The organism is Staphylococcus sp. AtHG25 (assembly GCF_003217445.1).
Taxonomy (GTDB): domain Bacteria; phylum Bacillota; class Bacilli; order Staphylococcales; family Staphylococcaceae; genus Staphylococcus; species Staphylococcus haemolyticus.
Window position 1 is genome coordinate 104935 of record NZ_QJSN01000005.1, and the last position, 12429, is coordinate 117363.

Here is a 12429-nt window from a genome sequence, read left to right on the forward strand (position 1 = left end):
AATTCAATGGTTTACTTCTTTTTTAAAAATTATGCAAACGATTGCACAAAATGATTGACTTCCTAATACGAATTCTATACCATGAAAATATAAGATGATTGAAAGCGTTTACTAAAGTTTGAAGATTGAGGTGATATACAACGGTTACAATTAAAGATGTTGCCAAAGAGGCTAATGTAGCTACATCTACAGTATCGAGGGTGATACGGAACAATGCGAAAATTAGTGAGGCAACTTCAAATAAAGTCAAAGCGGCTATGTCCAAATTAGGATACACACCCAATCAAGCGGCAAGAACATTAATAACAAATAAAACAATGACCATTGGATTAATACAGAAAAGTTCCACTCCTGAAATACGTCAAAATCCATTTAATAGTGACGTTCTTAATGGTATTAATCAGGCATGTAATGTAAGAGGCTATTCAACTAGAATGACTGTGTCGGAAAATAGCAGGGACTTATATCATGAAGTAAAAACAATGATTCAATCTAAAAGTGCGGATGGATTTATTCTTTTATATTCATTGAAAGATGATCCTATTGAGCACCTACTTTATGAGTTTAAAGTTCCTTATCTTATAATTGGAAAATCTTTGAACTACGAAAATATAATACATATTGATAATAATAATATCGATGCAGCTTATCAATTAACACAATATTTATATCATTTAGGACACCGCCATATATTATTTTTACAAGAATCTGGACATTATGCAGTTACAGAAGACAGAACAGTAGGATTTACACAATACTGTGACAACGTTAAACTTTCAAATGACTGTATCGTAATAAAGTCCATGAATGATTTACGTGATTGTATAAAGCAATATTGTATTGATGCTAGTCATACGCCTTCAGTGATTATAACGTCTGATGCTATGTTAAATATGCAATTATTAAATGTGCTTTATGAATATCAACTACGCATTCCAGAGGATGTACAAACTGCCACGTTTAATACATCTTTTCTCACTGAAAATGCAACACCATCTCAAACAAGCGTAAACATTAACCCAGATGTATTAGGCCTCACAGCAGGCAATACAATCATTGATGTATTAAGAAATGAAACTATTTCTTTTAGAGAAAAATTGATTTCAACTCAAATAGTTGAAAGGGTATCAACTACAAAAATATAAAGGAGCATAATTATGAATAAAAATTGGTGGAAAGAAGCAGTAGCGTATCAAGTTTATCCAAGAAGTTTTAATGATACTAACAATGATGGTATTGGTGATTTACCAGGTGTAATCGAAAAATTAGACTATCTTAAAGACTTAGGTATTGATGTTATATGGCTAAGTCCAATGTATAAATCACCTAATGATGATAATGGATATGATATCAGTGATTATCAAGATATTATGGATGAATTTGGTACAATGGAAGATTTTGATCGTCTATTAAAAGGTGTACATGACCGTGGTATGAAACTAATATTAGATTTAGTCGTTAACCATACATCTGATGAGCATCCTTGGTTTATTGAATCAAAATCTAGTAAAGAGAACCCTAAAAGAGACTGGTACATATGGGCAGACCCTAAAGATGATGGTTCTGAACCAAATAATTGGGAGAGCATTTTTAATGGTTCAACATGGCAATTTGATGAAACAACTAATCAATATTACTTCCATTTATTTAGTAAAAAACAACCAGATTTAAATTGGGATAATCCAGAAGTACGTGAATCAGTATTCAACATGATGAATTGGTGGTTTGAAAAGGGTATTGATGGATTCCGTGTCGATGCTATTACACATATCAAGAAAACATTTGAAGCTGGTGACTTACCTGTACCAGAAGGAAAAAAATATGCTCCAGCCTTTGATATAGATATGAATCAACCTGGTATTCACAATTGGCTACAAGAAATGAAAGATAAGTCACTAAGCCAATATGATATTATGACTGTTGGAGAAGCCAACGGTGTAAATCCAGATAATGCAGAAGAGTGGGTTGGAGAAGATAAAGGTAAATTCAATATGATCTTCCAATTTGAACATTTAGGTTTATGGAGTACTGGTGATTCTCAATTTGACGTTAAATCATATAAAGAGGTGTTAAATCGCTGGCAAAAGAGACTAGAAGGAATTGGTTGGAATGCACTTTTCATAGAAAACCATGATCAACCTCGTCGTGTATCAACTTGGGGTAACGATAAAGATTACTGGTTTGAATCTGCTACAAGCCATGCCGTTGTGTATTTCTTACAGCAAGGTACACCTTTTATCTATCAAGGACAAGAAATTGGTATGACCAATTATCCTTTTGAAAGTATTGAAACGTTTAATGATGTTGCGGTTAGAAATGAATATAAAATTGTAAAAGAACAAGGTGGAGACGTTGATCAATTATTAGATAAGTATAGAATGGAAAATCGTGATAATTCTCGTACACCTATGCAATGGAATGATTCTACAAATGGTGGCTTCACAGAGGGAAAACCTTGGTTCCCTGTTAATCCAAATTATAGAGATATTAATGTAGCTCATCAATTAGAAGACGAGCATTCTGTACTTAATTTTTACAAAAAATTGATTCAATTAAAGAAATCTCATGAAATTTATACGTACGGACAGTTTGATTTAATTGATGCAGAAAATGAAAATGTGTTCGCTTATACTAGGCAATTAGAAGGCAAAACTGTAGTGGTTGCAGGTAACTTAACTGATAAACAAAGTTCATTAACATTACCTTTTGATATCGATGAGAATGCAATCAAATTACATAACTACAATAGTCAATTAGATTCAAAATCACTTAAGCCATTCGAAGCATTTGTAGCAGAAATTTAATTCATAAGCAATGTTAGGACATACTTATTTTGTCCTAACCTCTTTTTCTTTTGAAAAATAAAAAATCATTTTACGTCCGTAAATAATACATGACTCATATATTAGAGATGATATAATAAATAAGTCGCCTATCTCTCAGGCGTTTATCTATACGCAGAGAGGGGGTGCTAAAATGGCAGATATTCTTGTGCACATCGTAGCCACAGTAACAAGTGGTTGTATTGTTGCGTTATTTTCGTATTGGCTTCGAAACCGTAACAATAAGTAAATAGGCGACAAGCCACACCAAAAAAATCCCCTCACTACTGGCATAGTGAGGGGATTGGTGCATAAAATGCAGATATTCTTGTTAGTTAGATTATAACACTTATCGTTATAGATTTGCAAAAAGATATGGTGCTTTGATTAGAGAATGTATTTCTTTGATATTTACAAATCATAATTTTCTTGTTCAATTGGCAACCATAATTGAATTTTAGTGAATGGGTCCTCAAATGAGACATCAAAGGGATATATTTCAACATATAAGCTATCTTTTTCATAAGGTAAAGTAAGTTGTAAACTTGATTCGATATAATACCAAGCTTCATTAACCGCATAGTCTATTTCTCCTTGGAGATTAAATTTCGCATAATGTCTTCCAGGTAATATTCTACTTTCTAAATGAGATGGATATCTATCACTTGGAACACCAATAAATAATTCCAATCCATTATCTAATGGACAAGTGATTACAAATAACTCATATGGACTTATATTATTATACCTTTTTAAATCTTTTATTTTACCATCAAGAATTAAATCTTCTAAAAAATCAGGAACTTTATAAGGATTAGATAAATTATTTGCTTCAATATAACGTACATAACCTACTAATGCTATATCTTCCGTGGTATCTAGTCTATATGGATAAGGTGCTCGTTCAGTAGTTGTCAACTTTATATATAAACGTTCTTGTAATTTTAATTCATCTTTTTTTGTAGATGCTTGAATTGGTGAAATCCCATGAAAATCACTAAAATCATTCGCAAAATCATTTGAACTATGATAGTTATACTTTTTTGCGACATCTACTAACCTCGAAGAACTTTGAACCATTTCTTTAGCAGCTGCAGTCATTTTTCTTGCGTGTGCGTAGTGTTCAGGTGATTGTCCAACAATCATTTTAAATGATTGATCAAGATGGTAAGGAGAAAGACCAACGTAATCACTCAAATCTTGCAAATTAAACGGCTCTAATAAACGATCTTCGATAAATACAATTGCCTGTTGTATCTGCTTGATAACGTCCAAAACTCTCACTCCAATAAATTTACAATCATTAACTTTTATTTTACCTTATTTTTAGAAAATATACATCTTAACATGTGTCATATTGAAAATTTTTTAATAGAAAAGGGTGGTAGGACAGAATTTAAAATCAATTCATTGTCCCACCACCAAAAGAATGACTATAGTTGAAAGAGGCTGGCTATGAGCACATGCTCAATTTAGGTAGCTACTATTAAAATAATACTTGAACTCAAAATATTACTTTAGTCCAGAAGGCTTCACTATAGGCTTATCAATTGACTATTTATTGAATATCATCCCACCAATGATTACCATCTCTACTTAATAATAAATCACTTTCTAATGGTCCATTTGTACCTGACTCATAGTTAGGGAAGTTAGGTTCATTCATTGTCCATTCATCTTGTATAACATCAACAAACTTCCATGTAGATTTTAATTCTTCCCAATGTGTAAAGTTTGTAGCATCACCTTTTAAACAATCGAATAATAAATTTTCATAGGCATCCACAGTGTTCATCTTATCTTGAGCACTCATTGCATATGATAATTGAACGGGTTCTGTATCAATACCTTGGATGTTCTTTTTCGCGTTTAAATGAAGTGATATACCTTCATTAGGTTGAATATTAATAACTAATAAGTTTGAATCCAACAATTTATCGGTCTGATAGTATAAGTTCATTGGTACTTCTTTGAACTCAACTACAACTTGAATCGATTTAGATTTCATACGTTTTCCCGTTCTAATATAGAAAGGTACACCAGCCCAACGGAAGTTATCAATTGTTAGTCGGCCTGATACAAAAGTTGGAGTATTTGAATCTTCGGCTACTCGATCTTCATCTCGATAGGCAATGACTTTTTCACCATCAATAAATCCTTCATCATACTGTCCACGTACAAAATTTTGTTTTACTTCTTGAGGATCAAGCTGTCTAAGTGATTTCAATACTTTAACTTTCTCAGCACGTATATCTTCACTATTTAAGCTAATTGGCGCTTCCATAGCTAAAAGGGCCACCATTTGTAACATATGATTTTGTACCATATCTTTTAATGCGCCACTAGATTCATAATAACCTCCACGGTCCTCAACACCTAATACTTCTGAGGATGTTACTTGAATGTTTGAAATGTATTTATTATTCCATAATGGTTCAAACATCGCATTTGAAAAGCGCAAGACTTCTATATTTTGAACCATATCTTTACCTAAATAATGATCAATTCTGTATATTTCTTCTTCTTTAAATGAGCGTCTTAATTGATTGTTTAATTGCTCAGCCGATTTTAAATCACTGCCAAATGGTTTTTCAATAACTAATCGTTTAAAACCAGTAGTATCGGTTAAACCAGACGATTTTAAGTAATCCGAAATAATACCAAAGAATTGAGGTGCCATTGCTAAATAAAATAAGCGATTTCCTTTTAACTGATATTGTGAATCTAATTCATTTGAAAAACTCAATAATGAATAATAACTTTGTTCATCACTTACATCATGTTTAAAATAATATACATGTTCCATAAATGCATCAATTTGATCCGTATCTTTGACATGCTTTTGGATAGAACTTTTAACTTGTTCACGAAAGACTTCGTTCGTGTAATCTCTACGTCCAATTCCAATTATTGCAATATGTTCATCTAAATTATCTTGTTGAAATAAGTGGAATAGTGATGGAAATAATTTTCTATGACTTAAATCTCCGGTAGCACCGAAAATAGTAATTAAACAAGGAATATGTTTAGAATGTTTACTCAAGTTCAAAACCTCAATTCTATTAATACTATGATTGTATTATTATAAATTATATTTGCACCGCTTCAAACTGATTTGCCTAATATTTATTATTTTGCTAGGGCACTTATATAATAGAATGATGCACAATTTAATATCATTATAACTCAAAATGTATCTAATGTATTTATTTTATGTCTTTTTATAGCAAAAATAACCACATATGATAAAATATACTGAAGGAAAAGGAGGCATATGCATGGAAGTTACATTCTTCGGAACAAGCGCTGGGTTACCTACTAAAGAGAGAAATACTCAAGCTATAGCTTTGAACCTTGAGCCTTTTTCGAATAGTATATGGCTATTTGATGTCGGAGAGGGCACACAACATCAAATATTACATCATTCAATTAAGCTAGGAAAAGTTGACCATATTTTTATAACGCATATGCACGGAGATCATATTTTCGGATTGCCTGGACTACTTACAAGCCGTTCTTTTCAAGGTGGAGAAGACAAACCACTGACAGTTATTGGTCCTAGAGGTTTACAGCAATTTATTGAGACTACACTAAGATTATCTGAATCTCATCTAAACTATCCGATTACTTATATAGAAATTGATAATCATTTCACATATCATCATAAAGGATTCTCAATTAGTGCACATTTGTTAAATCATGGTATCCCTTCTTATGGTTATCGCATTGAATCTCCGACGACACCAGGAACAATTGATGTTGAGGCACTTAAATCAATTGGTTTATATCCTGGACCAAAATATCAAGAAGTAAAATCTTATGATAATTTTGAACATGAAGGACAAGTATATAATTCGGAAAATTTCAAAGGGCCAGCTAAACCCGGACCAATTATATCCATCTTTGGTGATACAAAACCATGTCAGTCGGAATTAAGCATTGCTAAAGATTCTGATGTAATGATTCATGAAGCTACATACATTGAAGGCGAAAAAACATTAGCAAATAATTATCACCATAGTCATATTGAAGATGTTTTTGAATTAATAAAACAAGCTAATGTAAAAAGAAGCTTAATCACACATTTAAGTAATCGCTATAATCACGAGAATATTCAACTTATTAAACAACAATTAAAGACACATGAAGATGTTCCAAATTTTGAATTTGTTAAAGATTTTGATACGTTTAAAATTTAAATACTACTAATTCTTTAAAGTAAGTATAATTAAAATTACAAAGTAAGAGATTAGGATAATGAAGTCACAGATAAATCATTATCCTAGTCTCTTTTACAGTAAAATTTAATTATCTTCATTTTTAGATAATTCAACGCTACGATGAACTGCTGCATTCAAACAATCCTTAAAGATTGCTTCAATATCATGTTGAGCTAATGCATTTAAACCCGCTTGAGTTGTTCCACCTTTAGAAGTAATATTTTTACGCAACTGTTCCATACTTAAATCTGATCTTTCAATCATCTTACTTGTACCAATAATTAAATTTTTAATTGATTCTTCAACTTGATCTTTCTCAAGACCTAAATCTGTACCTGCTTTAACATATTGTTCAAAGACATGATATAAAAATGCAGGACCGCTTCCTGTAATCGCAGTTACTTGATGTAAGTGGTCTTCATCCACCTCAATTACTGAACCAAAAGCATTTACTAAATCGATAACCTCTTCCTTTGATTTAGGTCCAAAATTTCCTGAAAAGCTGATACCTGTTACAGAATGACCAACTTGTGCATTTGTATTAGGCATAATTCGAGCGATAGGATTTTCAACATGTAATTGTTCCTGAATATAATTGATAGGTAAACCAGCCATAATAGAAATAAAGCGATTGTTTTCATTGATATATGGTTGAATTCTTTGTGCTACTTTTTCGAAATCATAAGGTTTAGAACCTAAGAAGACATAATCTGCGTCTTGTAATAAGTTTTCATCATCGTAGCTGTATTCAACACCTAATTCCTCAGCGAAATTTTTTAACGCTTCTTCATTCGATTTATTTGTTAAGTAAATATCATGTGACTTTAATTTTTTTGAATTAATTATACCTTTGAAGATTGCTTGTGCCATATTTCCTGCACCATAAAATACTAATTTCATTGACAACATCATCCTCACTCTTTAATTTATAAAACCATAGTAACATACTAGTAGCACTTTTTTTATAAAAGTTAGTGCTACTATACGCATGAGCTTTAGCTCAAGTGATCCCAGAGCACTTTTTTTATAAAAGTTAGTGCTACTATACGCACGAGCTTCAGCTCAGGTGATCCCAAGGCACTTTTTTTATATAATAGATAACTTTATGTATGAAATGATTTAGGTTATTATAATCTTAATCATAATTAAAGAGGGTATTACTATGTTAGGTAAACATTATATCGTTACTGGAGGCACTAGTGGATTGGGGCTTGAAATCACTAGGCAACTTATCAAAAAAGGGGCTCATGTTTCAATTCTTGCTAGGAACAAAGAAAAATATAAACAAATCAATTTCAAACCATTTGAAAAAAGAGTACAAATGCTAACTTGTGATTTGCAAGATAAAAATGCTATTAGCATGTTACCACAATATATCGATACTCAAATTGACGGTATCATATATAGTGCTGGGCTTGGATATTTTAAATCGATAAGTCAACATTCCACTAATGAAATGTTAGAAACTTACGAAGTTAATATCATCGGTTTTAATTTATTACTGCATGCCTTACTGCCATATTTATCCAAACATGCGAGTATTGTAGGGATTTCGAGTCAAGCAGCATTCATCTCACAAGCAAATGCGGCTCATTATGGTGCGTCTAAAGCGGCTTTTAATGCAGTTCTAAATGCACTTCGTTTAGAACAGCCATCTTACCATGTCATGTTAGTTCATCCCGGACCTGTTCGAACGCCTTTTCACGAAAAAGCAGATCCAAGTCTCGCATATGCACATAAGTATGACGCAATGATGTTAGATCCAACACTATTAGCTAAAGATATTATTGACGGTATTATTAAACGTAAATGTGAAATCAATCAACCTAAATGGATGCACTCCGCTTTAAAATTTTATCAATTATGCCCTAGATTTCTTGAATCGCTTTTTCCATTTTTATTTAAAAACAAACAGTAAATAGGAGTGATTGCATGTTATGTTGTGTGAACCGAGACGTCAAACAATGTATTGAGAATGTGAATACACTATCACCACAATCAATTTTTACTATTACAGATTTATTAGGACAAGACTATTATGATTCATTAGATTCTGCCGAACAATCATTTATAGATTTCAAATTTCATGAGCTAATATTAAGAGGGGAAATCATGAATGTAGTCATTAAAGAAGAAAGTGAACATGATAAACATAGGTATTTAAAGCAATATTAAATTAAATCAATTTAAATTGAAACAAAAGGTGTTTAGGACAAGTTTTTAATTTATTGTCCCTAACACCTAAGTGATTATTTAAAAATTAATTAAGCATGTTATCTATTTTAAATGTTGAGTATATTCTAAGTTCTTCACTCTTTCTCGAGCTGCTTTCACTTGATCAAGACTTACTTTTTTATTGTAATTATTAACGTTTTCTTCTAATTGCTGTGGCAAACTAGCGCCAACGATAATTGCGCCAAGTGCATCATGAGATTTTAAATATTCAAAAGATAAAGCACTAAGATTACTTTCTATTTCTTTAACAGAAGCAATCGTTTCTCCTAAATCATGATGTGTATAATCAAATATGCCCTTACTAAATTTATGATCTAAAGCATCAATACTATCGGAGGTTAACAACCCTTTAAATACGGGTCCGCGTGCTAACACTTTAACGCCTTTCGCATGGATGTCACTCAATAATTGTTCTGGACGATTATCAATTAAATTAAATTGCGACATAATTGTCTCGATTTCACTATGTTTTAAATAATAATCAATAACATTTGGGCGTATTGAAGAAATACCATATGCCTTAATGATACCTTCTTGCTTTAATTCATTAAATGCACTAATCGTTTCATCCAATGGATCACCTATTGTACCACCATGTAATTGATATAGATCTATATGATCTAGTCCTAATCGTTTTAATGATCCCTTTACACTTTCTTTAATATATTTCTTAGAAGGGTCCCATGTTGTACCTCCATCTTCAGTAGGGCGATTTCCAACTTTTGTTCCAATTACAATATCATCACGATTTTGATATTTTTTTAAAGCTTTGCCCACAATTTCTTCATTAGTCCCTCTATCATAAATATCAGCAGTATCAAAATAAGTGATACCACTTTCGATTGCTTTTTCAATGATAGGTTCAGCATTAGCATACTCTGTACCTAAACTCATACAACCTAACCCTAATTCTGAAATTTCGATGCCACTCTTTAAAATATTCTTTTGCATGTCCAATCTCCTTTCGATACACTTTAGGTAACGCATTCATCTTACCAATTTATATAATGAATTAAAAGGGACGTGAATTTAATGGAATTTAATGAAAAGACGTTTGATAGAACAGTAATTTATAATGGCAAAATTATAGATTTAGAAATTCATGATGTGGAGTTGCCTGATGGCAATACATCTAGAAGGGAATTAGTCTACCATAACGGTGCAGTGGCAGTCTGTGCAATAACGCCTAATGATGAAGTATTACTTGTTAAGCAATTTCGTAAACCAGTTGAAAAAGCTTTGTTAGAAATACCTGCTGGAAAATTAGAACAAGATGAAGTTCGTGAAGAGGCTGCCAAACGAGAATTAGAAGAAGAAACAGGTTATGTGACCAATAATTTAGAATTTATAACAGACATGTATGGTTGTCCTGGATTCACAAATGAAAAACTCACTATATACTTCAGCAATAATCTAAGCGAAGGGCAACTTAACCTAGATGAAGATGAGTTTGTTGAATTGCATAAAGTACCGATTTCAGATATAAAAGCATTGCTTGATAATCATGAAATAGAAGATGCTAAAACAATAATTGGTTTACAATATATATTATTAAATTATAATCATTCTAATTAAGTGCTGTAAATCTCTTGCATTTAACTGAAAATATTGGTAATTTAGTAATTGAAATATTTTCAATTTAAAATGATTATAATTATTGATAGAGGAGTGTCGCTCCCATGGAAGAACGATTACATCGAGTTAAACAACAATTACAACAGTCTTCATATAAATTAACACCACAAAGAGAAGCCACAGTACGAGTTCTAATTGAAAATGAAAAGGATCACCTAAGCGCGGAAGATGTTTATTTAAAAGTGAAAGACAAAGCACCTGAAATTGGACTAGCCACTGTTTATAGAACATTAGAACTTTTAGCTGAAATAAAAGTAGTTGACAAAATTAATTTTGGTGATGGTGTTGCACGCTTTGATTTAAGAAAAGAGGGCGCTAAACACTTCCATCACCATTTAGTGTGTATGGAATGTGGTAAAGTTGATGAAATTCATGAAGACTTATTACCTCAAGTTGAAGAAAGAGTAGAAACAGAATATAACTTTAAAATTCTTGATCACAGATTAACTTTTCACGGCGTTTGCGCTGAATGCCAAGCTAAAGGAAAATAGATTAACTTATAGGCTAGGACAATTTTAAATCATTGTCTTAGTCTTTCTTAATACTATTACATAAAAATGATTTTGAGTTTATTCAAATAGAGGTGTTGTCATGGAAACAATTATCGAGGAATATTTAAAATTTATACAAATTGAAAAAGGTTTAAGTGAAAATACGATTGGCGCTTATCGCAGAGATTTGAAAAAATATCAATTATATATGCAAGAACAAAAAATTGCTCATATTGATTTTATAGATAGACAAACAATACAAGAATGCCTTGGTTCTCTAATAGATCAAGGCGCGTCCGCGAAATCCATTGCAAGATTTATTTCAACAATACGTAGTTTTCATCAATTTGCTTTACGCGAAAAATATGCTGCTAAAGATCCCACCGTTTTAATAGAAACGCCTAAGTACGAAAAAAAACTTCCAGATGTTTTAGATGTTGAAGAAGTAATTCAGTTACTAGAAACACCGGATTTAACTAAAAATAATGGGTATCGCGATCGTACAATTTTAGAGTTATTATACGCAACAGGCATGCGTGTTACTGAATTAATACAAATCGAGATAGATGATGTCAACTTAATTATGGGATTTGTTAAAGTTTTCGGTAAAGGGAACAAAGAGAGAATCATTCCTTTAGGTGACACTGTCATTGAATACTTAGATACTTATATCAATACTGTTAGACCTCAATTACTTAAAAAAACGGTAACGAATGTACTGTTTTTGAACTTGCATGGTCGACCTTTGACACGTCAAGGTATATGGAAACTAATTAAACAATATGGTTTAAGAGCGGATATTACTAAAACTTTGACCCCACACACATTAAGACACTCGTTTGCTACTCATTTATTAGAAAATGGCGCAGATTTACGAGCAGTTCAAGAGATGTTAGGTCATTCTGATATTTCTACTACTCAGTTATATACACATGTTTCTAAAACTCAAATCAGACAGATGTATAACCAATTTCATCCGAGAGCCTAGACCACAAATAAATACTCCTTAAATTGGGAGTGGATTAA

The 12429-nt window shown here is 31.9% G+C and carries 13 protein-coding genes; 9 read left to right on the top strand and 4 right to left on the bottom strand.

Annotation, left to right across the window (positions count from 1 at the left end; translation table 11 throughout):
• Positions 1-149: 149 nt before the first annotated feature.
• The 3 genes from BDW31_RS05835 (at position 150) to BDW31_RS05845 (ending at position 3072) form a co-directional block, all read left to right on the top strand.
• Positions 150-1145, top strand: coding sequence for a LacI family DNA-binding transcriptional regulator (locus BDW31_RS05835; RefSeq protein ID WP_053024469.1), 996 nt, complete (start codon positions 150-152; stop codon positions 1143-1145).
• Between the two features lie 12 nt (positions 1146-1157).
• Entirely contained in the window at positions 1158-2804 is a 1647-nt protein-coding gene (locus BDW31_RS05840; RefSeq protein WP_053024468.1) for a glycoside hydrolase family 13 protein, read from the top strand.
• Positions 2805-2976: 172 nt separating this feature from the next.
• Positions 2977-3072, top strand: a complete 96-nt coding sequence (locus BDW31_RS05845; RefSeq protein WP_107609979.1) for a type I toxin-antitoxin system Fst family toxin — start codon at positions 2977-2979, stop codon at positions 3070-3072.
• A gap of 161 nt (positions 3073-3233) precedes the next feature.
• Here BDW31_RS05845 and BDW31_RS05850 read toward each other — a convergent pair whose 3' ends face one another.
• Together BDW31_RS05850 and zwf are read right to left on the bottom strand one after the other, a co-directional pair.
• Positions 3234-4097 (bottom strand): AraC family transcriptional regulator, encoded by an 864-nt coding sequence (locus tag BDW31_RS05850; protein ID WP_037550538.1) that lies wholly within the window; start codon positions 4095-4097, stop codon positions 3234-3236.
• 283 nt (positions 4098-4380) lie between these two features.
• The gene (zwf, locus tag BDW31_RS05855; RefSeq protein WP_037550537.1) at positions 4381-5865 is read right to left on the bottom strand and encodes a glucose-6-phosphate dehydrogenase; all 1485 of its coding nucleotides are present in this window, start codon (positions 5863-5865) and stop codon (positions 4381-4383) included.
• 235 nt (positions 5866-6100) lie between these two features.
• Here zwf and rnz point away from each other — a divergent pair, with 235 nt between their 5' ends.
• The gene (rnz, locus tag BDW31_RS05860; protein WP_037550534.1) at positions 6101-7021 is read left to right on the top strand and encodes a ribonuclease Z; all 921 of its coding nucleotides are present in this window, start codon (positions 6101-6103) and stop codon (positions 7019-7021) included.
• 105 nt (positions 7022-7126) lie between these two features.
• Here the strand turns inward: rnz and proC are convergent, their stop codons facing one another.
• Entirely contained in the window at positions 7127-7942 is an 816-nt protein-coding gene (gene proC, locus BDW31_RS05865; protein WP_033079849.1) for a pyrroline-5-carboxylate reductase, read from the bottom strand.
• Between the two features lie 262 nt (positions 7943-8204).
• Between proC and BDW31_RS05870 the strand changes: the two genes are divergently transcribed.
• Positions 8205-8960 carry an SDR family NAD(P)-dependent oxidoreductase gene (locus BDW31_RS05870; RefSeq protein ID WP_037550526.1) on the top strand — a complete coding sequence of 252 codons (756 nt, stop codon included), beginning with the start codon at positions 8205-8207 and terminating at the stop codon, positions 8958-8960.
• Positions 8961-8974: 14 nt separating this feature from the next.
• Positions 8975-9217 (top strand): hypothetical protein, encoded by a 243-nt coding sequence (locus tag BDW31_RS05875; protein ID WP_037537033.1) that lies wholly within the window; start codon positions 8975-8977, stop codon positions 9215-9217.
• 102 nt (positions 9218-9319) lie between these two features.
• Here BDW31_RS05875 and BDW31_RS05880 read toward each other — a convergent pair whose 3' ends face one another.
• Complete coding sequence (locus BDW31_RS05880) at positions 9320-10228, bottom strand: aldo/keto reductase (RefSeq protein ID WP_110709323.1); 909 nt, start codon at positions 10226-10228, stop codon at positions 9320-9322.
• An 81-nt stretch (positions 10229-10309) separates the two neighbouring features.
• On the opposite strand from BDW31_RS05880, the gene BDW31_RS05885 reads away from it, so the two are divergent.
• From BDW31_RS05885 to xerD, 3 genes are all read left to right on the top strand, one after another.
• Positions 10310-10852 (top strand): NUDIX hydrolase, encoded by a 543-nt coding sequence (locus tag BDW31_RS05885; protein ID WP_053024466.1) that lies wholly within the window; start codon positions 10310-10312, stop codon positions 10850-10852.
• 104 nt (positions 10853-10956) lie between these two features.
• Entirely contained in the window at positions 10957-11403 is a 447-nt protein-coding gene (fur, locus tag BDW31_RS05890; RefSeq protein ID WP_053024465.1) for a ferric iron uptake transcriptional regulator, read from the top strand.
• Between the two features lie 100 nt (positions 11404-11503).
• On the top strand, positions 11504-12391 hold the full coding sequence (xerD, locus tag BDW31_RS05895) for a site-specific tyrosine recombinase XerD (RefSeq protein ID WP_110709325.1): 888 nt from the start codon (positions 11504-11506) through the stop codon (positions 12389-12391).
• Positions 12392-12429: the final 38 nt, after the last annotated feature.